This window comes from Nocardiopsis sp. FR4, from assembly GCF_009830945.1.
Taxonomy (GTDB): Bacteria; Actinomycetota; Actinomycetes; order Streptosporangiales; family Streptosporangiaceae; genus Nocardiopsis.
In genome coordinates this window covers 47,922-72,191 of record NZ_VWVV01000003.1, presented here as the reverse complement: position 1 = coordinate 72,191, position 24,270 = coordinate 47,922, and the positions used below count along the sequence as shown (strand labels likewise).

Genomic DNA, 24,270 nt, shown 5'->3' with positions numbered 1-24,270 from the left:
CCGCGGGCGGACGTGCTGAGGGCACCCCGATGGGGAGGGGGCGCGAGGCCCCCTTTCCAAGTCCATCACGGGGCGGGTCCCCGTCCGCGGTCCCCGCGTGAACCTGTGGACGACCGCGGCCGCCCCGCGCCCGCCCCGGTACGCGCCGGGTACGAACTCCCAGAAAGGCAGGAACCGTGAGCGGTTTCGTCGTCAAGCCCGAACCCGTCCGGGTCGAGGGCCTCACCCACCTGCACACCGGCAAGGTGCGCGACCTGTACGCCACCGCCGACGGTGCGCTGGTCATGGTCGCCAGCGACCGTGTGTCGGCCTACGACTGGGTGCTGCCCACCGAGATCCCGGGCAAGGGCCGGCTGCTCACCCAGCTGTCCCTGTGGTGGTTCGACCGGCTGGGCGACCTGGTGCCCAGCCACGTCGTGTCCGACGCCGTGCCCGAGGGCGCCCCGGCGGACTGGGCCGGGCGGACCCTGGTGTGCCGCAGGCTGGACATGGTGCCGGTGGAGTGCGTGGCCCGCGGCTACCTGACCGGCTCCGGCCTGGAGGAGTACCGGGTGGACGGCACCGTGTGCGGGATCGCGCTCCCCGACGGCCTGGTCGACGGCTCGGAGCTGCCCGAGCCGGTCTTCACCCCGGCGACCAAGGCCGAGGTGGGCGACCACGACGAGAACGTCTCCTTCGGGACCGTCGCGGCCCGGCACGGAGAGAAGCTGGCCGCCGAGCTGCGCGACCTCACCCTGCGGGTCTACGGGCGCGGCCGGGAGCTGGCGCGTGAGCGCGGCATCATCCTCGCCGACACCAAGTTCGAGTTCGGCCGGGACGCGGAGGGCGGCCTGGTCCTGGCCGACGAGGTGTTCACCCCCGACTCCTCCCGCTACTGGCCCGCGGACGCCTGGTCCCCGGGGCGGCCCCAGCCCTCCTTCGACAAGCAGGTGCTGCGCGACTGGCTGCGCTCGCCGGAGTCGGGCTGGGACCGGGCCTCGGAGACCCCGCCGCCGGAGCTCCCCGCGCACGTGGTGGAGCGCACGCTGGGTCGCTACGCGGAGATCTACGAGCGTCTGACCGGGGAGGAGCCCGCCCTGTGAAACACCACGCGGCGGTGATTCGGCGCACGTGAACGCCGATCGGCATCCGGGAGCGCGTATGGTGGTGACGTTGTGCGCGACGCCGGTACCGGCGGGCAGCCACGCGTGCGGCATCCCAGGACCTTCTCATCGGGCGAATACCGCTTCGGCCGTTTGACGGGACTCCGTCCGCGATCCGCGGGTATACCACGTCTCGGACCGGTACTCGCAGGTGATTGCTATAGGGTTCTCGCGAACATCGGTTCACTGGCCGCGTAGGTCCCACGCACGATGGTCGCAACGTTTCAGGGGAAACCCGCGTCCAATACAGGCGAAACCCGACGAGGGTGACCTTTTTTCACATCTGCCTCACAAAGGAGCACATGAGCATGGGCCAGGAGGTTCGTTACCGCGTCCGCGGCGGACGCCCCCTCAGTGGAACGGCGTTCATCCAAGGCGCGAAGAACGCCGTCCTGCCGATGATCGGCGCCGCCCTCCTCGCGGCCAGGGGCCGTACGGTGCTACGGAACGTTCCGGTCATCGAGGACGTCTACCGAGCTCTTGAGCTCGCCGAACACGTGGGCGCCAAGGTCGAGTTCCACGAGGCCGAGCGGACCGTCGTCATCGACGCCTCCCGTCTCAACGACCCCGAGCGCGCCGTCCTGCCCGCCGAGATCGCGGCCCGCTTCCGCGGCTCCGTGCTCTTCGTTCCCGCGCTGATGCACCGCACCGGCCGCGCCCGCATCGAGGGTGTCGGCGGCTGCAACCTGGGCAGCCGCAACCTGGACTTCCACTACCGGGGCTTCGCGCGCCTGGGCGCCGAGGTCACCGAGGACTCCGAGCGCAACCACATCAACGTCGAGGCCAGCAACCTGCGCGGCGGCCGCCTCTACCTGGACACCCCGTCCCACACGGGCACCGAGAACCTCATCATGGCCGCCGTGCTCGCCCCCGGCACCACCGTGATCGAGCACGCGGCCCTGGAGCCCGAGGTCCTCGACGTCATCGAGTTCCTGAGCGCCATGGGCGCCAAGATCAGCGGTGGCGGCACCGGCCTGATCACCGTGGAGGGCGTCAAGGAGCTCACCGCCGTCGAGCACACCATCATGTCCGACCGCATCGACGCGGGCGTGTTCGCGATGGCCGTCGCCGCCACCGGCGGCGAGGTGAGCCTCGTGGGCGCCCAGCTGGACCACCTGGGCGTGGCCCGCTGGAAACTGGAGCAGATGGGCGTGGCCTTCTCCCAGGAGGGCGCGGTCCTGCACGTCCAGCGGGACCCCTCCGTTCCGCTGCGGCCCATCAACGCCGTCACCTCTCCCTTCCCGGGCTTCGCCACCGACCTCCAGTCTCCGCTGATGGCCCTGGCCACCCTGGCCGAGGGTGAGAGCTACATCCACGAGGCCATCTACGACGGCCGGTTCGCCCTGGCCGACGAGCTCACCAAGATGGGCGCCAAGATCGAGGTGGAGGGCACCCGGGCCATCGTGCACGGCTCCACCGACCTGCGCGGCGCCGAGGTCATCGCCCACGACCTGCGTACCGGCGCCGCCCTGGTGCTCGCCGGACTGGTCGCCGAAGGTGAGACAATCGTGGCGCCTGGTTATCTGGTGGATCGCGGTCACGCTCAGTTCGCGACCCGGCTCGCTGCGCTAGGCGGCGACGTGGAGCGCGTCACCGTCTCGTAGGGGGCCGAAGGCGCAGGTCAAGCCGGGGTGGGGGCGCGCTCCCACCCGGGCTTTCGGCGTTGATATGGAAAACGATCTTCTTTGGCCCCGCACAATGGGTACGATCTCGGCAATCATGCCGTGACAGAGATCGGGTCGGGAAACCAGTGGGCGCACATAGTGAAGAGCGTGGAATGGTAGCGGGGAGCAACCCGAGGTGAGTGCCCAGCGTACTGGCGATTTGACGATCGGCGTCATAGGGCCCCATGAGGTGGTCGAACGGGTCATGCTCATGGGTCCGGGGTCCACTGGGCCCCTCAACGCCAGACTCATCGCCGCCGCGTACCGAGATGAGCAAGAGGCGACGGACAAGGTCGTCAGGCTGGGTTCGGCGATCGACGCCTATCTGTTCGCCAGCCCTGTCCCCTACGAGTTCGCACGCAAGGCCGGGGTGCTGACCATGCCCGCCACCTTCGTGCCCCTCGGGGGGGCGAGCCTGCACGAGGCCCTGCTCCGGGCGACCCTGGACGAGCGCTACGACCCGACCAGAGCCAGTCTGGACGTGCTCAGCCGCGCCGACGTCGTGGAGGCCTACTCCGAGGTGGACCTGCCCGTGGACGGTATCCACGTGCACGAGGAGCTGACCAACACCGCGCAGTTGACCTCCTTCCACGAGGGCCTGTGGCGGCGCAAGGCCACCAAGATGGCGATCACCTGCGTGCGGGGGGTCGCCGAGCGCCTGGAGGCCATCGGGGTGCCGGTGGTGCGGCTGCGGCCGACCAACGCCGGTGTGCGCAGCGCCCTGCAGACCGCGGGCCTGCTGGGGGCCCACCACCGCCTGGAGGAGGCGCAGCTGGGCGTCGTGGTGGTGGACGTGCCCACCCTGCGCGACTCCACCCGCCGCTCCACCCCCCGCTACTGGCGCGAGGAGCTGCGCCTGTCGCTGCACCGGCTGCTCCTCCAGGAGGCGCACCGGATCAACGCCACGGCGCACCGGCTGGACGACCACTCCTTCATGATCACCGCGACCCGCGGCTCGCTCGTGACCGCCACCGAGGGTTTCCGGCAGCCGCCCTTCGTGGAGCGGATCAAGGCCGAGCTCGGCATCGCGATCGAGGTCGGGATCGGCATGGGGCGCACCACGCAGGACGCCGAGGCGCACGCCCGGGCGGCCCTGAACCGCGCCCAGGCCTCCCGTCAGAGCTTCGCGGTGGACCGCGAGGGGCGCTCCCTGGTCCCCGCCCAGCGCGCCCCGGCACGGCAGTCCTCGGAGCCGCTGCGGACCAAGGGCCGCGAGACCCTGGTCCGGCTCTCGGAGAAGATCGCCGAGGAGGACGGTCCGCTGGTGGTCGACGCGGAGAACGCCGGGCGGATGCTCGGGGTGACCTCCCGGACCGCGCGGCGGCTGCTGCGCACCCTGGTGGAGGAGGGGCTGGCGTGGCCGCTGCCGCCCAACCGCACCCTCCAGCCGGGCCGCCCCCGCCAGCTGTACCGGCTGATCGTGGAGAAACTGGACAAGGACGCCGCCGGCAAGTAGCCGCACGGCGGGCCGGGCGGGTCGCCGCCCGGGTCGTGGCCGCCGCCGGCTGGTGAGACACCGTCCGCGGGCCCGGTCCGGGTGGTTCCGGACCGGGCCCGCGGACGGGGGACGTCAGCGCCGCTTGCCGTAGGCGGTCGCCACGGACAGGAACACGTCGTTCTCCTCGGGGGTGCCCAGGCTCACCCGGGCTCCCTCGCCGGGGAACGGGCGCACCGCGACGCCCTCCTTCGCGCACTCGGCGGCGAAGTCGTTCGTGTCCTCGTCCACGCGCAGCCAGACGAAGTTGGCCTCGGTGGGCGGAACCGTCCACCCCGAGGCGAGCAGTGCGTCGCGGACCCGGTCGCGCTCCTTCACCGTGGCCGCCACGCGCTCCAGCAGCTCGTCCTCGGCGGCCAGGGAGGCGATCCCGGCGGCCTGGGCGAGGTGGTTGACCGCGAACGGCACGAGGGTCTTGCGGACGGCACCGGACACGTGCGGATGCCCCACGAGGAAGCCCAGGCGCACGGAGGCCAGGCCGTAGGCCTTGGAGAAGGTGCGCAGCACCGCGACGTTGGGCCGGTCGCGGTACAGCGAGAGGCCGTCGGGCACCCGCGGGTCGCGCACGTACTCGCGGTAGGCCTCGTCCAGGATCACCAGGACGCTCTCCGGGACCCGGTCCAGGAACGCGGTGAGCTCCTGCTCGCGCACCGTGGTGCCGGTGGGGTTGTTGGGGTTGCACACGAGCACCATGCGGGTGTTCTCGGTGATGGCGTCCGCCATCGCGTCGAGGTCGTGCGTCTCGTCCTTCAGCGGTACCCGGACGGAGGCGGCCCCCGTCAGCTCCACGAGGAGCGGGTAGGCCTCGAAGGAGCGCCACGCGTAGACGATCTCGACACCCGGCTCGCCGACCGCTTCGAGGAGCTGTTGCAGGAGGCCCACGGAACCGGCACCGAGGGCCACGTGCTCCTCGGGGACCTCCAGGCGCCGGGCGAGGGCGGCGGTGAGTTCGACGGCCCCGGGGTCCGGGTACCGGTTCAGCTCGGTCGCGGCCCGGGCGATGGCCTCGCGCACCGACGGGAGCGGCCCGTAGGGGCTCTCGTTGGAGGACAGTTTGATCGACCGCCCGCCGGGTCCGACCACCTTCAGGCCGGGCTTGTACTCCGGGATGCTCTCCAGCACCGACCGCAGATATGGCGATTTCGACTCCGACACCATTGTCCTTCCTCAATACTTTGTGCTAACCCCGCGACACGCTCAGCAATATCGCGTCCGGGTCGGTCACCGCTCCCAGCGGAAATATCGCACAAACGAGGAGATATCACCATGTGCTTGCGCCCCCGTCCCGCCAATTCGGCACGAATCGTTGCAGGTCAGGGCGCATCCGCCAGAAGCAGGCAGGGATTCGTCCGGTCATTGGCCCTTCCCATGGCCCTGCCCGCGGCGCTCCTGCTCAACGCGTGCGGGGGCGGGGCGGCGGAGCCCGCCGACCCCAACGCCGAGGCCGCCAGCGAGCTGCACCAGGCCCAGCCCCTGCACGTCCGCAACGTCACGCTGCTGCCCGAGAGCAGCGAGAGCGGCACCTACTCCGAGCTTGTCACAGTCAAGTACAGCGAGGAGGTGCTGGCCACAGCCGAGGCCGACAAGCCCGAGTGCCTGGCCGCCGCGAACCGGTGGGGCACCCTGGAGGGCGTGCGGAAGGCACCCGCCTCCGTGGCCGCCTACGAGTGGCCCGAGGGCGCGGTGACGCACATGCTGGTGCGCACGGACGAGGACACGGCAGCGGAGGCCCTGGCCGCGAAGGCGCCGGAGGACTGCGACGAGTACACCGCCACCTACGAGGACGGCACCTCCTCCACCTACGGGATGGCCGACCTGGAGGACGTGCCGCGGATCGCTGACGAGTCCCGGGCCTTCACCATCGTCGTGCACTCCGCCGGAACGGAGAACCGCATCGTCAGCCTCATGTACCGCAACGGCGGCGTCGTCGGCACCACGACCATCCTCGGCGGCGGGGAGGCGGAGGAGTACGAGGAGATGCTCGTGGAGTTCAGCGAGGCCGCCGTGGAACGGCAGCGGCAGATGCTGGGCTGACGCGGGGGCCGGAGCCGTCGTGGAGCCCGGCCGCGGCCTGTGGGAGCCTGGTGTGGCGTATCACCCGAACACCGCCGCGAGGGCGACCGATCTGGAGGGCTCGTGCGTTTCAAGGTTCTTCTGGGCGTGGTGCTGATCCTGCTGGGTGCGGCGCTCTCCCTGTTCCTCTGGGACGCGCGGTTCCACTGGTTCCAGGGCGGCCCGCTGGGTCTGCTGTTGATCGCCGTCGGCGTGTTCGAGGTGGCGGAGGAGTTCCTGCGCGGGCGCCGACGCCCGGAAGGCCCCGAACCGGGCGGGGACGAGGCGGACCGCGGCCAGAACCGGGACTGAGCGGCCCCGTCCAGGTGGCGGCGGTGAGGACCTCCCGCTCCGGACACGCCACCGGCCCGGTCCCGGAGAGCGGGACCGAGCCAGCGGGGACGGGTCGGCTCAACCGGTCGGCGTCGGTTGGCGCCCGTCCGGCTCACGGCCGTCCGGCCCGCGCTCGTTCGGGCCATGGCCGTCCGGAACGTCCCGGTCCCGGCCGGACCCCTCCAGAGCGCTCACCATGGGATGCTCCCGCGCGGCCCGCAGGGTCTGGGCGGCCCTGACCGCGTCGTAGCCCTCCTCGTGGCTCCTGGCCGCCTCGCGCGGGTGGGGCAGCCTGCGCGGCGCGGCGGGCAGCCGGCTCTGGGCGACGGAGCCGAAGGAGGCGACCACCGCTCCGCTGGCGCGGTCGACCAGGACCGCGCGCACGGCCGTGCGGCGCCTGCCGCCGATCCGGACCGCGTACACCACGTCCACGCGGCGGCCGTGCCGCTCCCCGTCGTAGCGCAGCAGCCGCCAGCAGCCCTGGCGCCACACGTCCCCGGGTTCGTCCTTGGTCATCACGGGCGTGTTGGTGCGCCACACCTCGCTGCGGCGCAGGATCCGCTTCGTGCGGCGCAGGGAGACCTCGCGCAGCTCGCACGGCTCCCTGTGCAGGGCGCGCGCCGACGCCTCCCGCAGTTCGGGGCTGAGCACCGCCAGGAGCAGCAGTTCGCCCGCCGCCACCCAGCCGTGCGTCGGCGTGGCCGACAGGACCACCTGCCACCCCGCGGGCTCCACGCCGAGCGCGGCCAGGGCGGCGGCCGAGAACAGCCCGGCCCGGGTCAGCGCGCGCCAGCCGACCGGCGCGCGGCTCAGACCGCCGAAGCAGCCGCAGCCCGCCTCCGGGTCGCGCCTGCGCACCAGCACCAGGACCACGACCGAGACGGCGAACACCGCGGCGGTGAGCGCCCGGGCAGCCTCGCCGGGCAGGCCGGTCAGCCCCAGCAGTCCGACCGCCAGGGCGGCCTCCAGCAGGCCCGTGGCCACCGTGGAAGGGCGGCGCAGGCGTTGCGGCACCAGGACGGCGAGACCGCCCGTACCGGCCGCCCGCCTGGTCATCTTGGCCGCGGCACCGAGCAGGAGCAGCACCGCCAACAGCGGTAGCTGGACCTCGCGGGCCACTGCGACGATCTCCGGGAGCATACTCATTCCTCCCCGTCGTGGACGGTAACGGTCGCGTTGAAGCAACCGTCCTCCAGTCGCCCGCCGAGGGCGACGAAGCCGGTCATGGTGAGAGAGGCGACGCGGCCCGCCGCCTGGCCGCCGCAGGCCGGGCACAGGTCGCACAGCCAACTGTCGGCCGCGGCGCAGTCCAGGACCGGAAGCGCCGCGGCGTCCTTCGTGCAGTCGTTGCGCAGGCTCAGGGTGGCGCCGGTGGACAGCAGCGGAAGCGGAACGCAGGACGTGCGCCGGTCGCACCCGGGATCGTGGCCGACCGGGTCGAGCGCCGGATAGGCGACAGCGTCGACGCGGGCGCGCTCGTCCAGGTGGGGAGCGCGTCCGCAGGCGGGGTCGTACCAGGTGGCGATGCCGCTGAACGTGCTGGAGTAGCGGCGGGTGGGCGGCCGGTGCGGTGCGGCGCTGAGCGGATGGGGCGGCTGGGTGGTGGCGGGCCGCGCCGCCCACACGGCGCCCTCCTGCCAGACACCGACCGCGTCGAAGACGTAGCCGGGTTCCAGTCGCGGGTGGCGGACCCTGATCCGGCCCGAACTGCGGTAGGGCAGGACGACGGTCACCCGGGGACGCCCGTGTCCGGGGTCGATCTCCAGGGTGTCGCCGTCGCGGCTGACGATGACGCCGGTGGCGCGGGCCGCCTGGGCCCACACGCCCTTGGCGACGGGATGGCCGCCGGGGAGGCGCAGCACCACGGCGTCGTCGCCGGGCCGCAGTTCGTTGGGGCCGACGTCCCGGCCGCGCCAGAAAGTGGTGTCGTGGTCGTACATGAACCGTTCCTCGCCGCCGGGAACGGCCATGCAGAGCATGCGGGTGGTGGCGCTGACGACGACGCCGCGCACCACGCGGTTCCCCAGGGGCGTGGGCGCGGGCGCGCTCTCCGGGCCGAGGATCGCGGAGGTGAGCCTCCTGCGGTCCGGCCGGACCTGGTTGGACACTGACATGACGGCTGAGCCCCCTCGTTCCACGACCCGTCGCTCCGCCCCGTGTTCCGGTGCGCACGGCCCCTGTGGCGGAACCTCATGCAACCAGAGAAGGATCCCGTGCGTACCGGCCCTTCTCGGACGGCGCCGCCCGGGATCACCCACCACAGCCTGTCGTTACAAAGCTACGCATAGGGCACATAAATCGCGAAAGATTGACAAACACCAACAAGAGCGCACGTAATGCCCCCACTGGCCGCTCCGGAGGCCCCTCCCGCGTTCCCCGGACGCCCCGCGGAAGGTTGTGCCGTTTGTCGGCACATGGGGCAGATGTGCCTGGTCGTTTGCGTTCCCTGTGTGAGAGTGGGAAGGGAGGAATGACGACGAAAGCCCACGTAGCGCCCGCGAAAGTCGGTGATCGGCGTGACGGGAACGGCCCAGAGTCCCAGATACGACGAGTTCAGCCGCTACGTCGCCGAGCGCGGTCCGGCGCTGCTGCGCATGGCCCGGTCGCTCACGGGCAACCACGCCGACGCCGAGGACCTGCTCCAGGCGGCCCTGGTCAAGACCTTCCTCTCCTGGGACCGGATCGCCAACCCCAAGGCCCGGGACGGGTACGTGCGCCGGGCCATGGTGAACACCCAGATCTCCGAGTGGCGGCGCAACCGGCTGGACGTGTTCCCGACCGACGAGATCCCCGAACAGCGCGTGGACGACCCCACCTGGCGCATCGACCTGGCCGACGTGGTGGAACGGGCCACCGACCGCCTCCCGGAGCGGCAGCGGACCACGGTGGTGCTGCGCTTCTACGAGGACCTCACCGAGGCGCAGATCGCCGCGCGGATGGGGGTGACCATCGGGACCGTCAAGAGCACGCTGTCCCGGGCCGTGGAGAAGCTGCGCCGCGACGCGGACCTCGTCATCGAGCGCGCTCTCGGCTGACCCGCCCCAACCGCCGGGGGTACAGGGCTCCGGGAACACGGTCCGGCGACCCCGCTCTCCCCGCGTGGACCCCCGCCGCGCGGGCGGTCCGATCGGCCTCCCGTCCCAGGTCCGACGGCTCGCGGCCCCCGGGACGGGATTCGTTTTGCACAACCGTCCGTCGTGTCTGTAGTCTGGTCCCAGCCAGGAGGATTCGCCTAGTCAGGTCTATGGCGCCGCACTGCTAATGCGGTTAGGGAGCAATCCCTTCCGGGGTTCAAATCCCCGATCCTCCGCGCTCCGACCTGGGGCTTCTCTCATCGCAACAGCGGGAGGGGCCCCAGGTTTCCTCATGTTCAGGGGGTGGTCGGCACAGGATCCGTGCCGGCCGCGCACGCCAGCCGTCCCTCGTCCCGGCCGCCGAGCTGCCGAGTTCGCGCCAAACACGAGTGACCTGCTTCGCGGCGAGACGGGCCGCTCCTCCAACCACTGCGTGTGACGACTCCCGACACCTCGGGCACGGGGTTACTCGGCGGTGAGCAGCCCCGGCCCAAGACCGATCCCGAAGTCAGCGTCGGTTTTCTTCGCACCGGCATCACAACCAGGACAGACCCAGCGAGGTCGGCTCGTTTTTCGCCAGCCTCGCTGGGGTGCCTGTTCGCGATGTGCCGTCTGACCCGGTCCTGCTCCTGCTTCGGGGTTCCCGGGTGTGGCCTGGCGGGAGCCCGCCCGTTCCACCTGTCCGACTGAGGTGTGCCCGCTCGCGAGCCCCGTTGCCGCTACCGGAGGCCAAGGGGCCGGCGGAGCTCACCGGCGGGGCCCGGGCCGAGGGGCACCGGAAGATCCTCGCCTGGCTCACCCGGTTCGAGGACATCCGGCACGAGACAGGCCCGCCCGGACGCACGGGACGAGCCGGGGTCGAGGGTCCCGTCCGTACACCGGCGCCTTCCTCGGCACGGCCTTCGCGGGTGTGCCGCACGAAAGTGTCCGACGTGCCGAACGTGGCACCGTGGTCCCCTCGAGGGACCGAGGGGCGTACCTGGACCACCGGGGTCGCCCAGCACGCCCTCCACCCCGACGCCCCCTTCCCCTCGGCTACACGGTGGGGGACGTGTGGGGTGGCTCGACCCCGTTGAGCAGCCCCTTCAGAGCGAAGAGGAAGTCCTCGTGGCCGGCGTCCCGACCACGGGGAAGGCAGCACGCGGCATGGCCGCCAGACGACGTACGGGGGTCCACCGTGTGCCGGTGACGGTCCTCCAGACCGCAGACCGCCTCGGCCACGCGTGTCCCAGCGCGAGCGCGACGATCGCTCCGACGAGGCGTTTGACCCGCGCCCGATCGTCGCGTTCCGCGCGAAGCCTCCCCGCGACGCCGTCCAGGAGCCGCACCGACTCCGGAGAGCAGATCGGCCGGCTCACCAGGATGGGCAGGGCCCCGGGACGGAGGAGTAGTTCACCGTGGAGCGCCAACGCGAAACGGTACAGCCGGTCATTCCTCGTCCGCCCTCCGTCGGTGGCCGCAGAGGCCTTCCTGACCGCGTTCTCGACCACGGACTGGCCCAGATCGACCAGCAGAGCCGCCTTGGTCGGAACATAGTGGTAGAGAGCCATCGCCTCCACGCTGAGATCAGAGCCCAGACGGCGCATGGAGAGATTCTCGAGACCGTCCCTGTCCACCAGGTCCAAGGCCGCCCTCAACACTCGTTCTCGGGACAGGGATCCGCGTTGTCGAGTTGCCACGGTCTTCCTCTCGAATCTGTCGCCGTCACGCCTCCTTCCCTAGGGTAACCGCATGACTCTTACGAGGTAAGAGTCAATTTGGGTTCCGGATGTGCTCAGGACCTGGACGCCGAACGCGCCATCTCGAATCCTGTGATCAGAGCGTTCAAGGCGAATTCGAACCGTGTGCCCCTCTCCGACACCTTGTCCGCCTGGGCGAGCAGGGGATAGCGTTCCTCGTCGATATCGAGTGCGCGCCCCTCGGCCGGCCGCCCGTGCGACCGGACGCCCTGAATGCCCGCTTGGACCGCGACGTGCCCGAGGACGAACCCGGTCAGTGTGTAGACCACGTCCACGGCCTGCTGCAGATCGAACCCGGCCGAGTACAGCGACTGGAGCATGGACTCCATGGTCTCCATGTTCCGTGAGGTGACCGCGGGCTGGAGCATAACGAGGGGCACGACGTTCGGATGGGCCGCCATAACCGAGGCGAGCGAACTGGCGTAACTCCTCAGCTTTTCCTGCCAGGCCGCATCGGTGAACCGGGGAGGAATGGCCTTTGAGACGACGCATTCCACTATGCCGTCCAGAAGTGCGTCCTTATTGGGGATGTAGTGGTACAGGGTCATGGCCTCCACGCCCAGTTCGGCGCCGAGGTGCCTCATGGACAGGGCCGCGAGACCCTCGCGGTCGGCCAGATCGAGCCCGGCCTCGAGGATGCCCTGTCTCGTTAACCCCGCCCGCTGACCACGTGTGCGCTTGACCGGCATGGCCCTCCTTCGGCCCAGCCGTCGCCTTTCGGCTTGACGGCCAGCTCGTGGTTTACGTACTCTTTCCTTGAGGATCTTACAGGGTAAGAAAACGCGTCGACCTGCGAAGATCGGCATGATTCCAGGTAATCCGGTTGCGGAACAGCGTACGTGGAGACAGCCTCCGCCCTCGCTCTGACGCGGGGCCGATACCCGACGCACGACCCGCCGAGATGCCGAGAGAACAGATACCGAACGGCCCGACCGCGCGTCCGGGCCAGGAGGAGGACCCGCGCATCAGCCGAGACCGGAAGGACAGGATTCGCACAGGCCAGGCCCCTCACGGGTAGGCACATGCGCGCTTCGGAGCTCCCGCACACCCGCTCTTCCTTGATATCGGGTTCAGGTGCGGATCAACTACCCCATTGATTCAGTGAGCCTTTTTCATCCTGAAGGTGCAGGTCACAGGCCTGTACCACTCGCGCTGAACCACCCCTGACAGCAAGAAGCCCCTGGTAGACGGGTTTTCGACCAAAAAGAACCAGCACCAGAGACTTCACATGCTGTTGTACCGTGCCGCCCTGCCGTTGTCAGGTCGCGCCCTGAACCTGGCCGCCCGCACCATGCGCACCCACCGCAGGAACACCTGCTCCCGATGGCGGCGCCTGGATCCCGCGCAGCAGGCCCTACTCGTGTTGGTCCACCTCTACAAGGGCGAGCCCTTCGCCCAGATCGCCGCGGGGTCCGAGGTAGGCACCACGACCGCCTGGCGGTACGTGCGCGAGACCACGGCCCTGCTCGCCCAGCAGGCACCCCACCCTCGAACAGGGCCTACGCCGCGCACGCCGGAAAGGGTGGGCCTACGTGGTCATCGACGGCACCCTGATCGCCTGCGACCGTGTGGGAGCCGACCGGCCGTTCTACTCCGGCAAGCACAGACAACACGGCATGAACATCCAGGTCGTCGCGGCCCCGGACGGTGAACCCCTGTGGACCTCATGGTCGCTGCTGGGATCGGTACACGAGACCAGAGCCGCACGGGTGTGGGGGGATTGCCGAGCGCATCAAGGCCTCGGGTCTGCTCGGCCTGGGCGACAAGGGGTACGTGGGTCTGTCGGAGGTGGTGTTGTGCCCGTTCAAGGGCCGGGGCAAGCCGCAGTGGAAGAAGGACGCCAACTCCGAGCACGCCAAGCTTCGCAGCCCCGGCGAGCGGGCCATCGCCCAGCTCAAGAACTGGGACATCCTCCGTCGGCTGCGGTGCTGCCCGCACCGAGCCGGAGAGATCACCCGAGCCGTGCTAGTGCTTCAGCTCCGCGAGACAGGATGAAAAGCGCTCAATAATCGGATTCCACTGGGCTCCGCCAAAGATATACGAATGCGGTCGAGGAATCGAGCGCTCTCCGGCCCGGGATCCGCGGCCGGACCGGGGGTACTGGGCCGGAGAACGGCACGGGCGTGCCCGCTCACCGAGAATGGGTCAGGTCCGCCTCGGAGGTGGTACCGCTCCTCACGCCGAGGGCGACGCAGGCGCCCACGAGGGCGACGCCCGCGGCGACGAGGAACGCCGTGGTCATCCCATCGAGGAAGGTCGCCTGCGCCACCGCGGCGATCTGGTCGGTGAGCTGCGCCGAGGCCCCCTCGGGGACCGGGGCGGCGCCGACGGAGACCACTTCGGCGGTCTCCCGCAGTTCGTCGTCTTCCAGCGGCTCCAGGCCCGCGTCGGCCCACCGTTCGGGCAGGGCCGTGGACACGCGCGCCGCCATCACGCCGCTGAGCACCGCGGTACCCAGGCTGCCGCCGAGCTGGAGGGCGGACTGGTGCAGACCGCTGGCCACCCCGGCCAGTTCGATGGGCGCGTTGCCGACGATGACGCCGGTCGCCCCCACGATCACCGGTGCCATGCCCAGGCCCAGCAGGGCGAACCAGCCCAGGGTGACGACGGTCGAGGAGCCCGCGTCCAGGTTCGCCACGCCCACCAGGGCCGTGGCGGTGAAGAGCATGCCGACCACCATCGGCACCCGCGCACCGACGGCGGTGATTAGCCGTCCGGCCAGGGGCGCGGCGACGATCATCATGCCGGTCAGCGGCAGCAGCCGCAGCCCGCTCTCGCCTGCTCCCAGCCCTTGGATGTTCTGCAGGTAGAAGGTCATGAAGAAGAGTCCGCCGACCAGGGCGAAGGCCATCAGCGTGACCAGCACCACCCCGGCCAGGAGCGATCCGGAGGCGAACAGTCGGCGCGGCAGCAGTGGTTCAGCGGCCCGCCTCTCCACCAGGACGAACAGTGCCAGCAGCACCGCGGACGCGCCCAGGAAGGCCCAGGTCCCGGCCTCGCCGCGGCGCAGGGCCTCGGCGTTCACCAGTGGCCAGAGCAAGCAGAACATGGCCGCGCTCAGCAGGGCGATCCCCGCGACGTCGAAGGTACGGGTGGCCTTCTCCGCACGGTGCGCCTTGAGCACGGCCAGGCCCAGCGCCAGGATCACCACGCCGATCGGGACGTTGAGGAGGAACACCGACTCCCAACCGACGTGCTCCACCAGCAGGCCGCCCACCAGGGGTCCGGCTGCGGTGGAGGCGCCGATCACCATGCCGTAGACGCCGATCGCCATGGTCAGCCGGTCGGCCGGGAAGGTCGCTCGCAGCAGGCTCAGGCCGGAGGGCATGATGAGCGCGCCGCTCACCCCCTGGAGCACGCGCAGCGCGATCATCACCCACATGTGGCCGGAGACGGCGATGAGCGCCGCGGTGACCGCGAAGCCCGCCACCCCGACGAGGAAGATCGTCCGGTGTCCGAACCGGTCACCGAGCCTGCCCGCGGGAATGAGCGAGATCGCCAGGGCGAGCAGGTAGGCGTTGGTGATCCACTGCACGTCCGTCAGGGACGCGCCGAGATCGCGCTGCAGCACCGGATTGGCCACCGCGACGATCGTCATGTTCAGGTCGGTCATCATCACGCCGAGCGCGACGGCGATCAGCGTCCACCAGGGGTGCCCGCGCAGACGGCGTGACACGCCACTCCCGGCTGCTTCGGGCGGGTCGGCGTTGTCGCCCTGAGACGTCATCTCTTCCTCCTCGCAGAGACTTACGACGTAAGAGCAGTGTGGAACTTAAACATACACCGTAAGAGACTCGTCGGCAGAACGCATGAACAAACGGAGGGTTCCGATGGACGTGCAGAACAAGACCCGCACGGGGCGCTGGCAGTCCGTGGTCCAGGCAGCGCAGATCGACGCGGGCCTGCAGTTGGTCTGCATCGTGCTGCCGCTCCTCGACCTGTGGATCTTCGGCTCGATCGAGCGGCACGTGGCTGCCGCCTATCCCGACTGGGGGTCGGCCGAGATCGCGGGCGACCGCAACGCGATCGTCATCTACCTCGTGACCGTGTGGAACCGGAGGTGATGACCGGGGACGGCCGCGAGGAGCACCGGGCCATCGAACCGATACGGGCGATTTCGCCCTGGTCCTCCTACCGCACGGGTGTCGACGCGCCCCCTCGGGTGACATCACCGGCCGCCGCGGACACGGCCCGCCCGAGTCCTGCCCCGGGCAGGGCGGACACCGGCCCAGGAAACGTCGGCGGGGGAGTCCCGAGCGGTCGGAGTATGAGGAGCCCATGGCCGGGGTCGGCCCGGGAACCACCACCGCGAACGGCGGCCCGCGCGGCGGCGGGCCGGCACCGATGACTCGCCCGGGAGCCCGCTTGCGGCGGCGTTGCGCATACGCGGTGAAGGGTGGCTTCCGCGCCCTCGACGGGGTATTGGTGACCTGGGGTGACACAGTCGACCACGGTCTGACCGCGGACACCGCGCGCGGCAGGGGCCCCGGGGGCGCGGTCGCTCCCGGGGCCCTGTGGTGAGGGCCTACTTGGCGAGGAAGGCCAGCAGGGCCTCGTTGACCTCCTCGGCGTGGGTCCACAGCAGGCCGTGCGGGGCTCCCTCGACCTCGACGTAGTCCGCCGACGGCAGCGCCGCGGAGAACGCGCGGCCGGTGGCGTCGATCGGCAGGATGTTGTCCGCCGTGCCGTGCAGGATCAGCGCGGGGACGTCGATCCTGGGGATGTCGGCGCGGAAGTCGGTGAACCAGGTCAGCGGCGCGGCCGCCGCGGCGACGGCTCCCGAGCCCGCGGCGACGTTCCAGCTGTTGCGGACGGCCTCCTCGCTGATACGGGTGCCCAGGTTCTCCTCCAGGTTGTAGAAGTCCTCGAAGAAGCCGGTGAAGTAGGCGTACCTGTCGGCCTTGACCGTGACGACGACGTTCTCGAAGAACTCGCGGGGCGCGGCGCCGTCGGGGTTGTCCTCGCTCTTGAGGAGGAAGGGCTCCAGGGAGGCCAGGAAGGCGGCCTTGGCCACGCGGGCCGAACCGTAGGCGCCCAGGTAGCGGGCGACCTCGCCGGTGCCCATGGAGAAGCCGACCAGGACGGCGTCGGTGAGGTCGAGCGTCTCCATGACCGTGTTGAGGTCGGCGGCGAAGGTGTCGTAGTCGTAGCCGGTGGAGGGCTGGGAGGACTGGCCGAAGCCGCGGCGGTCGTAGGTGATGACCCGGTAACCGGCGTCGAGCAGGGCGGCGGTCTGCTTCTCCCAGGAGTGGCCGTCGAGCGGGTAGCCGTGGACGAGGACGACGGGCCGGCCGGTGCCCTGGTCCTCGTAGTACAGCTCGATCGGGGTGCTGTTCTCGGTCCCGACGGTGATGCGTCCCATGGTGGACTCCCTCTCTCGTTGAGAATGATCGTTCTCATTCGAGGCCGTGTGCGAGAACGATCGTTCTCGCCTACTCCGAAGCCTAGAGAACGATCGTTCTCAGCGCAAGTACACTGGTGGCATGGACAATGAGGAGTACCGTCAGCGCATCATCGCCGCGGCCGACCGGCTCTACTACACGCGGGGCTTCTCGTCCGTGGGCATGGACCAGCTGCGGGACGCGGCGGGGGTCTCCCTGCGCCGCCTCTACCAGCTCTTCCCCTCCAAGGACGACATCGTCATGGCGGTCCTGCGCCACCGCAGGCGCCTGTGGGCCGAGGGGCTGGACGCACACGTGGACGCGGCGGGCACGCCCCGGGAGAAACTGCTGGCGGTCTACGGGTTCCTGTCCGACTGGTTCTGCGAGGAGGACTTCCGGGGGTGCGGGTTCATCAACGCCTTCGCCGAACTGGGAACGGTCAACTCCGACGTCGCCGGCATCGCACGCGAGCACAAGGTGTCCTTCCAGCGCTACCTGGGCGAGCTGGTGGAGCGGATCGGCGCCGACCCCTCGCTGGCCGCGCAGCTGGCCCTCCTGGCGGAGGGCGCCCAGACCACCGCCGCGATCACCGGTCAGGCGGAGGCGGCCGACCGGGCACGCGAGGCCGCCGAGGTGCTCATCGACGCCGCCCTGGCCGCAGCGGGTTCCGGCACGGAGCAGAGTGCGGAGATCCGCTCGGCGCCCGGCGCGTGAGCGGGAATCCGCGCGGCGGGACGGGGCTCCTCTCCTCGGAGGGAGGAGAGGAGCCCCGGGTTCTCCCTGGTCCGGAGCCGGGGAGCCCCGGCCGGGACCGGCCCTAGGCGGCCGGGTCGCGGTTGTAGAGCCTCTTCGCCCAGAGGTAGGAGAGCAGCGCGATGCCGAGGCACCAGGCGACCGCGAGGGTCCCGCTGTTCCCGGTCCCGGTCCCCATCAGCAGCCCGCGCAGGGTCTCGATGATCGGCGTGAACGGCTGGTACTCGGCGAACCAGCGCAGCCCGGCCGGCAGCGTCTCGGTCGGCGCGAAGCCGCTGCCCAGGAAGGGCAGGAAGACCAGCGGCATGGGTAGGTTGCTCGCGGACTCGACGGTCTTGGACACCAGGCCCAGGGCCACCGACAGCCACGTCAGGGCGAACGAGACCAGCGCCAGCAGGCCGGCGGCGGCCAGCCACTCGGCCGGTCCGGCCGTGGGACGGAAGCCGATGAGCAGCGCCACCCCGGTGACCAGGGCCGTGATCAGCATCGTCTGGACCAGGCTCCCGACGACGTGGCCGGTCAGGACCGACACCCGGGCGATGGCCATGGTGCGGAAGCGGGCGACGATGCCCTCGGTCATGTCCATGGCCACCGAGATGGCCGTTCCCTGCGCCGCGCTCGCCACCGCGATCAGCATGATCCCGGGGGCGACGTAGTCGAGGTAGTCGGCGCGGCTGGCGGCGGCGCCCGCTCCGGTGCCCATGGCCCCGCCGAAGACGTACACGAACAGCAGGAGCAGGAGGATCGGCGTCCCGGCCAGGATCAGCGTCATGGACGGGTAGCGGAGCATGCGCCGCAGCTGGCGGGAGACCATCGTGGCCGAGTCGCCGACGGCGTGGGTGAGGGCGGTCATCGGTTCACCTTCCGTGCGTTGTCGTCCGCGTTCCGGTGGCCCGTGAGCGCGAGGAAGACGTCGTCGAGGTCCGGGGTGTGCACCGACAGCTCCTCCGGGGTGACCGACGCGGCGTCGAGGCGGTCCAGGAGGTGGCGCAGCGAGGCGACGCCTCCCCCGCCGGGGACGTCGAGCGCGAGCGCTTCGGGGTCGGCCTCTCCGCCCAGGGTCCGGGCCGCCGACTCCAGCGCGTCGGCCCCGGCGAAGCGCAGGCGGACGTGGCCGCCGGGAACCCGGCGCTTGAGCTCGGCCGCGGTGCCCTGGGCCACGATCGTGCCGTGGTCCAGGACCGCGATCCGGTCGGCGAGCTGGTCGGCCTCCTCCAGGTACTGCGTGGTGAGGAAGACGGTGACGCCGTCGGCCACGAGCTCGCGGATGATCTGCCACATGTCGCGGCGGCTGCGCGGGTCCAGGCCGGTGGTCGGTTCGTCGAGGAAGATCAGCCGCGGCTCGCCCACCAGGGTCATCGCCAGGTCGAGCCGGCGGCGCATGCCCCCGGAGTAGGTGGAGGCCGGCTTGCCCGCCGCGTCGGCCAGGTCGAACCGCTCCAGGAGCTCTGTGGCGCGGCTCCGGGCACGGGCCCGGCCCAGGCGGTTCAGCCTCGCCATGAGCACCAGGTTCTCCCGGCCGGTGAGCAGGCCGTCCACCGCCGAGTACTGCCCGGTGACGCCGATCGCGGCGCGCACCGCGTCGGGGTCCTCGGCCACGTCGTGCCCGAGGACCCCGGCCCGGCCGCCGTCGGCGCTGATCAGGGTGGACAGGATCTTGACGATGGTGGTCTTGCCGGCGCCGTTGGGGCCGAGCAGCGAGAAGATCGTTCCCGCGGGGATCTCCAGGTCGATTCCGTCCAGGACGACGTGGTCGCCGTAGGACTTGCGCAGCCCGGTGACCGTGACGGCCGTGCGGGGGGTGTGCTGGGTCATTGTCCGTCTTCTCCTCGGGTCAGGACCGGTGGACCGTGATGTCGCCGTGCACCGTGCGGGCGCGGACCTGGACGGTCTCCTCGGCGGGGGCGGGCTCCTCGGCGGCCTCCAGGGAACTGCGCACGACGCCCTTGGTGGAGACCACGTCCAACCAGGCGGCGGTGCCCTCGCGGACGCCGATCTCCAGTTCGCCGTAGGAGTTCTCCAGGTCGACGCGGCCGCTGACCACCTGGCCGAGCCGGACGCTGCCGTAACTGTTGCGGACGGTGGCGGAGGCCAGCGCCCGCTCGACGGCGATGTCGCCGTGCGCGGACTTCGCCCGGAGCTCTCCGGCCACCGTGCCGAGGGTGATGGTGCCGGTGGTGGTCTTGACCTCGGCGGAGCCGCCGACCTCGCCCACCCGGATCCAGCCGTGCCCCGTGGTGAGCTCGACGTCGCCGGTGGCGCGGTCCACGGCGATGTTGCCGGTGGAGTTGGTGATCGCCGCGGCGCTCAGGAGGCCCTCGCAGCGGACGTTGGCGTAGTCGCCCGTGAAGCGGACGCGCGAGCCCGCGGGCAGTTCGACGGTGATGTCGACCGTGCCCTTGCGGAACATCCGGCCCAGGGCCGAGGTGGAGGAGTCCCGCACATGCAGGCGTCCTCCGGCGTGGTCGACCTCGACCTGCTCGGCGGCCCGCACGTCGCTCTCCTTGGCGGCGTCGCGCGGGCGGACCTCGACGGTGGTCTCGGTGTGGTCTCCGGCGTGGATCTGGACGGCTCCGGCGATCAGGTTGATGTCGGCGGTGACCGGTCCGGGGGTGTCGAAAGTTGGCATGGCTGTCTCCCTGGAATGGCGGTGGTGGATGTCTCCGCTGATGGGAGACGTGGTGGAGGAAGTCGGTCGGGTCCGGTCAGCGGGCCCAGCCGGTGTAGCCGCGGCCGACCTGGCGCGCCCGGCCCTCGGGGCGGCGCCTGCCGCCGTCGAGCGCCGCTCCCACGGCGCGCACGAGCCAGGCGTTGACCGAGAGCCCCTCGGCGCGGGCCGCCTCCTCGACCCGCGGCTTGAGGCGGTCGGGCAGGCGGAGGGTGATCCGCGACGTGCCCCCGTCCTCGTCCCCGGCCCGGAGCTGCCCCCCGGGTTCCCCGGCGTCACCCAGGTGCGGATGTGGCGTCGTGATGCCACCCTCGTCGACGTCGTCGAACTCGGGTGACGTCACGATGAAGTCGGGCTGGCGCCCGCGCAGCCGAAGCTCGACCGATCCGGGGGCGAGGTCGCGGGTGATCTCGTCCGCGGCGGCGGACAGGGCCTCCAGCAGGGTCAGCCGCGCGGCGGATTCCAGGGCCGCGCTGAGGCGCTCGGCGGTGGCCCGGGTGTCCTCGTCCCCGGCTTCGGCGGCCACCATGAGCTGGCGGCGGAGTTCGTCGACATACGGCATCAGATCCATGATGTCATCATGGCGCCATAAGTGACGTCATGTCAAGCGTCATTGCGGGCAGGGAGACGCCATCGGCGCCGCGCCCCGGGCCGCCACCCGGACTCCTCCAGCGCGCGGACCGCGTGTTCGGCGATATCGGTGCGAAGCCCTTCCTCCTCGGTGAAGTCCGCCGCACCGGCGCCCCGCCCCCGCCTCCCGGCCATCGTGACCTCGACCGGCGTAGCAGGAGGCACTCGGCAGGCGGGCGGAGACGGCGCCGAGCCGGTCCCGGGGCACCGTCGCGCACGGTGCCCCCCGGAACGGGGACCGGCCCGGAGCGGTCGCTCAGTCCCCGGCGAGGTCGGCCAGCACCGCCGCGGCGGCCCGTCCCCCGCTGACCATGGCCCCCTGGAGCGAGGGCGTGTCCCGGTGGTCCCCAGCCACGTAGAGGCCCTCCGCCAGGGTGACGGGGCGGCGCAGGTCGCCCATGGGCGGCGGCGCGGCGGGCAGGGCGTCGGGGACGTGCACGGTGTCCAGGTGCTCCCAGTCCCCGCCGCCGGTGCCCAGGATCCGGGCGGCCTCGGCGCGCACCGCGGCCTCCGGCGGCTGCTCCGGCCCCACGGTGGAGGAGGCGATGAGGGCGCGTCCGGGCGGGGCGTAGGACGGGGCGGTGGCCGTCATCACCATGACGCTGGTCAGCTTGGTGGTGCCGCGCCGGGAGCGGCCGTCCACGTGCAGGAGGGGTTCCTCCCTCGGGCGGACGGGCCGGGTGTGGAAGTAGGTGGTGGCGGGCCGCAGCACCGGGGCGGGCAGCGAGGGCAGGAGCCGGTGGACCGCGCCCGGGCCGACGGCGACCACGACGGCGCGGGCCCGCACGGTCCCGGCCTCGGTCCGCACCCGTCCGGGCGCCACCTCGTGCACGGGCGTCCCCAGCAGGAACCGCGCTCCCCCGGCCCGGGCGGCCAGCTGCTCGGACACGGCCTGGATCCCCGCCTCGGGCACGGTCAGGCGTCCCCGCGCGAAGCTGCGCCAGACCAGGTCGTTGACCCGGCTGGAGGTACTCAGGGACTCGTCGAGGAAGACGCCGGTGAGGAAGGGACGGACCAGCGTGTTGACCGCCCGCCGGCCGAGGCCGCGCTCGCGCAGCGCGGTGAGCGTGTCGGTCTCGGGCCGCCTCTTGAGCCGGTCGGCGGGCTCCAGGGCGTCCCCGGCCACCATGGCCAGCAGGCGCAGGAGGTCGGAGGTACGCACGAGCGATCCGGAGAGCAGGGACAGCGACGACAGGGCTCCGGAGGGTGTCGCGCGCAGGCGCAGCAGCCCGCGGTCGGTGCGCACCGCCATGCCCTTGGGGAAGGACCGCAGCCGCAGGGCGTCCAGGTCCAGGCGCCGGCGGACCGCCGGGTAGGCGGTGTTGAGGACCTGGAAGCCGCGGTCGAGCACGTAGCCGTCCCGCACGGTGCTGCGGACGCGTCCCCCCACGCTCTCCTCGGCCTCCACGACGGTGACGTCGAGTCCGGCGGCGGCGAGGTCGACCGCGGCGACCAGCCCGGCCACGCCCGCTCCCACGACCACGGCGTCGCAGCGCAGATCACTCATGCGGCCAGCGTAGATCAGCGGTGCCCGCCGGTCCGGTACTCCGCCCGGCGCGCCGTGCCGGGCGGGGGAGCGTGCGTCCGCGGCCCCTTTCGGTGCCGGAACCGGCCCGCTTACGGACGCCCGCCACCGTCCGTAACTCCGGAGAAGCGCATGATTGCTTTTCGCGTCCCCTCACGCAGGGTAACGAAGGGGTGTCTTGTCGCACCTCTCAGCACAGGCGGCCCGCATGACCCGTGACCACGGCATTCCTCCCCTGACCACCGTTTCGCCCTCCGACAGCCGCTACCCGGCGCTGAACCGGGGGTTCAACCAGCGCTGGATCGCCCGGCCCGACTACGTCCGGCTGGTGGGCTCGCCCGAGGGCGCGGCGCGCGCCCTGTCCGAGGCGGTGAACCAGGACGGCGGGGACGGCTCCCGTACGCGCGTCACCGTGCGTTCGGGCGGCCACTGCTACGAGGACTTCGTCTGCGGTGACGACGTCCGCGTGATCCTGGACGTCAGCCCCATGTGCGGGGTCTACCACGACCCCGGCCTGGAGGCGTACTGCGTGGAGGCGGGGGCCACCAACTGGCACGTCTACAGCCACCTGTACCCGCTCAGCGGGCGGGCCCTGCCGGGCGGATCCTGCTACTCGGTGGGGACGGGCGGCCACGTGACCGGCGGCGGCTTCGGCCTGCTCTCGCGCCAGCACGGGCTCACCGTGGACTACCTGTACGCGGTGGAGGTGGCGGTGGTGCGCCCCGACCGCTCCGTGGAACTCGTCCTGGCCACGCGCGACGACCCCGACCCCGACCGGCGCGACCTGCTGTGGGCGCACACCGGCGGCGGTGGCGGCAACTTCGGGCTGGTCACCCGCTTCTGGTTCCGCGACCTGCCCGAGCCCCCGTCCCACGTACTGCTGACCGGCCGCTCGTGGCGGTGGTCCGACTTCACCAAGCGGCAGTTCGCCGACCTGGTCACGGCCTACGGCGAGTACTTCCGCGACCACCAGGACCCGGACGAGGCCTCCGGCAAGCTGTTCGCGATGCTCAAGCTCAACCACATGAGCAACGGCGAGATCGGTCTGGTCGTCCAGGTCGACGCCGACGACCCCGGAGGCGGGCGCGCCATGGAGGAGTTCCTGGACACCGTCGACGGCCCGCTCACCCCGGAGTCCGCGCAGATGGCCGCGCCCATGGGCGAGCACCCTCCGGTCCAGGGCATGCTGACGCCCCGGCGGCTGCCCTGGCTGACGGCCACGCAGGTGCTGAACGGCTCCGGTGAGAACCGGTGCGGCAAGTACAAGTCGGCCTACCTGCGCAGGCCCTTCAGCCCGGCGCAGATCGAGGCCATGTGGGACTACCTGGGCAGGGAGCACTACACCGACTACGTCAACAAGGAGGCCCTCATCCAGGTGGACTCCTACGGCGGTGCCGTCAACCAGCCGCCGCGGGACACCGCGGTACCCCAGCGCGACTCGGTCCTGAAGCTCCAGTACCAGGTGTACTGGAAGCGCACCGAGCCGGAGTCGGCGGTGACCAGGCACATCGCGTGGATCCGCGACATCTACCGCAAGACCTTCGCCGCCACCGGCGGGGTCCCGGTGATCGGTGAGGCGACCGACGGCTGCTACGTCAACTACCCCGACGCCGACCTCAACGACCCGGCGTGGAACCGCTCGCGGGACCGCTGGTCGACGCTCTACTACAAGGACGCCTACCCCCGGCTGCGGCGGGTCAAGGAGCGGTGGGACCCGCTCAACGTGTTCCGCCACCGGCAGTCGGTCGAGCCGCCCGAGCCGGCGTCCGCTCCCGCGAACGGACGGGGGGCGGACGCCTCCTGACCCGGCCGGC

Annotated in this window: 21 protein-coding genes, 1 tRNA gene and 1 pseudogene; 11 read left to right on the top strand and 12 right to left on the bottom strand. The window is 71.3% G+C overall.

Annotated elements, in window-relative coordinates; all coding sequences use genetic code 11:
- Nucleotides 1–176: 176 nt before the first annotated feature.
- From FYW95_RS05035 to FYW95_RS05025, 3 genes are all read left to right on the top strand, one after another.
- The gene (locus tag FYW95_RS05035; RefSeq protein WP_159941622.1) at nucleotides 177–1,082 is read left to right on the top strand and encodes a phosphoribosylaminoimidazolesuccinocarboxamide synthase; all 906 of its coding nucleotides are present in this window, start codon (nucleotides 177–179) and stop codon (nucleotides 1,080–1,082) included.
- A 368-nt stretch (nucleotides 1,083–1,450) separates the two neighbouring features.
- Nucleotides 1,451–2,746, top strand: a complete 1,296-nt coding sequence (gene murA / locus FYW95_RS05030; RefSeq protein ID WP_159941744.1) for a UDP-N-acetylglucosamine 1-carboxyvinyltransferase — start codon at nucleotides 1,451–1,453, stop codon at nucleotides 2,744–2,746.
- Nucleotides 2,747–2,996: 250 nt separating this feature from the next.
- Entirely contained in the window at nucleotides 2,997–4,262 is a 1,266-nt protein-coding gene (locus tag FYW95_RS05025; RefSeq protein WP_159941743.1) for a transcriptional regulator, read from the top strand.
- A gap of 114 nt (nucleotides 4,263–4,376) precedes the next feature.
- Here the strand turns inward: FYW95_RS05025 and hisC are convergent, their stop codons facing one another.
- Nucleotides 4,377–5,459 (bottom strand): histidinol-phosphate transaminase, encoded by a 1,083-nt coding sequence (hisC, locus tag FYW95_RS05020; RefSeq protein ID WP_159941621.1) that lies wholly within the window; start codon nucleotides 5,457–5,459, stop codon nucleotides 4,377–4,379.
- A 210-nt stretch (nucleotides 5,460–5,669) separates the two neighbouring features.
- On the opposite strand from hisC, the gene FYW95_RS05015 reads away from it, so the two are divergent.
- Nucleotides 5,670–6,335 carry a hypothetical protein gene (locus tag FYW95_RS05015; RefSeq protein WP_159941742.1) on the top strand — a complete coding sequence of 222 codons (666 nt, stop codon included), beginning with the start codon at nucleotides 5,670–5,672 and terminating at the stop codon, nucleotides 6,333–6,335.
- Nucleotides 6,336–6,437: 102 nt separating this feature from the next.
- Complete coding sequence (locus tag FYW95_RS05010) at nucleotides 6,438–6,665, top strand: hypothetical protein (protein WP_159941620.1); 228 nt, start codon at nucleotides 6,438–6,440, stop codon at nucleotides 6,663–6,665.
- 99 nt (nucleotides 6,666–6,764) lie between these two features.
- Here FYW95_RS05010 and FYW95_RS05005 read toward each other — a convergent pair whose 3' ends face one another.
- Together FYW95_RS05005 and FYW95_RS05000 are read right to left on the bottom strand one after the other, a co-directional pair.
- Nucleotides 6,765–7,826 (bottom strand): MauE/DoxX family redox-associated membrane protein, encoded by a 1,062-nt coding sequence (locus FYW95_RS05005; RefSeq protein WP_236572105.1) that lies wholly within the window; start codon nucleotides 7,824–7,826, stop codon nucleotides 6,765–6,767.
- A 2-nt stretch (nucleotides 7,827–7,828) separates the two neighbouring features.
- Nucleotides 7,829–8,800 (bottom strand): hypothetical protein, encoded by a 972-nt coding sequence (locus FYW95_RS05000; RefSeq protein WP_159941619.1) that lies wholly within the window; start codon nucleotides 8,798–8,800, stop codon nucleotides 7,829–7,831.
- Nucleotides 8,801–9,193: 393 nt separating this feature from the next.
- Here FYW95_RS05000 and FYW95_RS04995 point away from each other — a divergent pair, with 393 nt between their 5' ends.
- Both FYW95_RS04995 and FYW95_RS04990 read left to right on the top strand, forming a co-directional pair.
- Nucleotides 9,194–9,721, top strand: a complete 528-nt coding sequence (locus tag FYW95_RS04995; RefSeq protein WP_159941618.1) for a SigE family RNA polymerase sigma factor — start codon at nucleotides 9,194–9,196, stop codon at nucleotides 9,719–9,721.
- A gap of 186 nt (nucleotides 9,722–9,907) precedes the next feature.
- Nucleotides 9,908–9,996 (top strand) — tRNA-Ser (locus FYW95_RS04990).
- Between the two features lie 849 nt (nucleotides 9,997–10,845).
- Here FYW95_RS04990 and FYW95_RS04985 read toward each other — a convergent pair.
- Together FYW95_RS04985 and FYW95_RS04980 are read right to left on the bottom strand one after the other, a co-directional pair.
- A complete protein-coding gene (locus FYW95_RS04985; RefSeq protein WP_201294699.1) occupies nucleotides 10,846–11,385 on the bottom strand; it encodes a TetR/AcrR family transcriptional regulator in 540 nt (179 codons plus the stop codon).
- Between the two features lie 149 nt (nucleotides 11,386–11,534).
- Nucleotides 11,535–12,188, bottom strand: coding sequence for a TetR/AcrR family transcriptional regulator C-terminal domain-containing protein (locus FYW95_RS04980; protein WP_159941616.1), 654 nt, complete (start codon nucleotides 12,186–12,188; stop codon nucleotides 11,535–11,537).
- A gap of 539 nt (nucleotides 12,189–12,727) precedes the next feature.
- Between FYW95_RS04980 and FYW95_RS04975 the strand changes: the two are divergent.
- A pseudogene (locus FYW95_RS04975) lies at nucleotides 12,728–13,494 on the top strand (transposase family protein).
- 136 nt (nucleotides 13,495–13,630) lie between these two features.
- Here FYW95_RS04975 and FYW95_RS04970 read toward each other — a convergent pair.
- On the bottom strand, nucleotides 13,631–15,226 hold the full coding sequence (locus FYW95_RS04970; RefSeq protein WP_159941615.1) for an MFS transporter: 1,596 nt from the start codon (nucleotides 15,224–15,226) through the stop codon (nucleotides 13,631–13,633).
- 103 nt (nucleotides 15,227–15,329) lie between these two features.
- Here FYW95_RS04970 and FYW95_RS04965 point away from each other — a divergent pair, with 103 nt between their 5' ends.
- A complete protein-coding gene (locus tag FYW95_RS04965; protein ID WP_201294697.1) occupies nucleotides 15,330–15,563 on the top strand; it encodes a hypothetical protein in 234 nt (77 codons plus the stop codon).
- A gap of 461 nt (nucleotides 15,564–16,024) precedes the next feature.
- On the opposite strand, the gene FYW95_RS04960 is transcribed toward FYW95_RS04965, so the two are convergent.
- A complete protein-coding gene (locus FYW95_RS04960) occupies nucleotides 16,025–16,861 on the bottom strand; it encodes an alpha/beta fold hydrolase (RefSeq protein WP_159941614.1) in 837 nt (278 codons plus the stop codon).
- 121 nt (nucleotides 16,862–16,982) lie between these two features.
- Between FYW95_RS04960 and FYW95_RS04955 the strand changes: the two genes are divergently transcribed.
- Nucleotides 16,983–17,594: a TetR/AcrR family transcriptional regulator gene (locus tag FYW95_RS04955; RefSeq protein WP_159941613.1), complete on the top strand. Its 612-nt coding sequence runs from the start codon at nucleotides 16,983–16,985 to the stop codon at nucleotides 17,592–17,594.
- A gap of 103 nt (nucleotides 17,595–17,697) precedes the next feature.
- Here the strand turns inward: FYW95_RS04955 and FYW95_RS04950 are convergent, their stop codons facing one another.
- The 5 genes from FYW95_RS04950 to FYW95_RS04930 all read right to left on the bottom strand — a co-directional run bounded on the left by FYW95_RS04950 (nucleotide 17,698) and on the right by FYW95_RS04930 (nucleotide 22,438).
- Nucleotides 17,698–18,486 (bottom strand): ABC transporter permease, encoded by a 789-nt coding sequence (locus FYW95_RS04950; protein WP_159941612.1) that lies wholly within the window; start codon nucleotides 18,484–18,486, stop codon nucleotides 17,698–17,700.
- On the bottom strand, nucleotides 18,483–19,448 hold the full coding sequence (locus FYW95_RS04945) for an ATP-binding cassette domain-containing protein (protein ID WP_159941611.1): 966 nt from the start codon (nucleotides 19,446–19,448) through the stop codon (nucleotides 18,483–18,485). The genes FYW95_RS04950 and FYW95_RS04945 overlap by 4 nt, the downstream gene beginning before the upstream one ends.
- A 19-nt stretch (nucleotides 19,449–19,467) precedes the next feature.
- A complete protein-coding gene (locus FYW95_RS04940; RefSeq protein WP_159941610.1) occupies nucleotides 19,468–20,262 on the bottom strand; it encodes a DUF4097 family beta strand repeat-containing protein in 795 nt (264 codons plus the stop codon).
- Between the two features lie 76 nt (nucleotides 20,263–20,338).
- Entirely contained in the window at nucleotides 20,339–20,872 is a 534-nt protein-coding gene (locus FYW95_RS04935) for a histidine kinase (RefSeq protein WP_201294695.1), read from the bottom strand.
- 315 nt (nucleotides 20,873–21,187) lie between these two features.
- Nucleotides 21,188–22,438, bottom strand: coding sequence for an FAD-dependent oxidoreductase (locus FYW95_RS04930; protein WP_159941608.1), 1,251 nt, complete (start codon nucleotides 22,436–22,438; stop codon nucleotides 21,188–21,190).
- A 226-nt stretch (nucleotides 22,439–22,664) separates the two neighbouring features.
- On the opposite strand from FYW95_RS04930, the gene FYW95_RS04925 reads away from it, so the two are divergent.
- Nucleotides 22,665–24,260 (top strand): FAD-binding oxidoreductase, encoded by a 1,596-nt coding sequence (locus FYW95_RS04925; protein ID WP_159941607.1) that lies wholly within the window; start codon nucleotides 22,665–22,667, stop codon nucleotides 24,258–24,260.
- Nucleotides 24,261–24,270 lie beyond the last annotated feature (10 nt).

Coding starts and splice junctions, on each gene's coding strand:
- murA (WP_159941744.1), top strand. CDS start 1,451: ATGGGCCAGGAGGTTCGTTACCGCGTCCGCGGCGGACGCCCCCTCAGT.
- FYW95_RS04940 (WP_159941610.1), bottom strand. CDS start 20,262: ATGCCAACTTTCGACACCCCCGGACCGGTCACCGCCGACATCAACCTG.
- FYW95_RS04950 (WP_159941612.1), bottom strand. CDS start 18,486: ATGACCGCCCTCACCCACGCCGTCGGCGACTCGGCCACGATGGTCTCC.
- FYW95_RS04960 (WP_159941614.1), bottom strand. CDS start 16,861: ATGGGACGCATCACCGTCGGGACCGAGAACAGCACCCCGATCGAGCTG.
- FYW95_RS04970 (WP_159941615.1), bottom strand. CDS start 15,226: ATGACGTCTCAGGGCGACAACGCCGACCCGCCCGAAGCAGCCGGGAGT.
- FYW95_RS04930 (WP_159941608.1), bottom strand. CDS start 22,438: ATGAGTGATCTGCGCTGCGACGCCGTGGTCGTGGGAGCGGGCGTGGCC.
- FYW95_RS04955 (WP_159941613.1), top strand. CDS start 16,983: ATGGACAATGAGGAGTACCGTCAGCGCATCATCGCCGCGGCCGACCGG.
- FYW95_RS05005 (WP_236572105.1), bottom strand. CDS start 7,826: ATGCTCCCGGAGATCGTCGCAGTGGCCCGCGAGGTCCAGCTACCGCTG.
- FYW95_RS05015 (WP_159941742.1), top strand. CDS start 5,670: ATGGCCCTGCCCGCGGCGCTCCTGCTCAACGCGTGCGGGGGCGGGGCG.
- hisC (WP_159941621.1), bottom strand. CDS start 5,459: ATGGTGTCGGAGTCGAAATCGCCATATCTGCGGTCGGTGCTGGAGAGC.
- FYW95_RS04980 (WP_159941616.1), bottom strand. CDS start 12,188: ATGCCGGTCAAGCGCACACGTGGTCAGCGGGCGGGGTTAACGAGACAG.
- FYW95_RS04935 (WP_201294695.1), bottom strand. CDS start 20,872: ATGGATCTGATGCCGTATGTCGACGAACTCCGCCGCCAGCTCATGGTG.
- FYW95_RS04925 (WP_159941607.1), top strand. CDS start 22,665: ATGACCCGTGACCACGGCATTCCTCCCCTGACCACCGTTTCGCCCTCC.
- FYW95_RS04945 (WP_159941611.1), bottom strand. CDS start 19,448: ATGACCCAGCACACCCCCCGCACGGCCGTCACGGTCACCGGGCTGCGC.
- FYW95_RS05000 (WP_159941619.1), bottom strand. CDS start 8,800: ATGTCAGTGTCCAACCAGGTCCGGCCGGACCGCAGGAGGCTCACCTCC.
- FYW95_RS04965 (WP_201294697.1), top strand. CDS start 15,330: ATGGACGTGCAGAACAAGACCCGCACGGGGCGCTGGCAGTCCGTGGTC.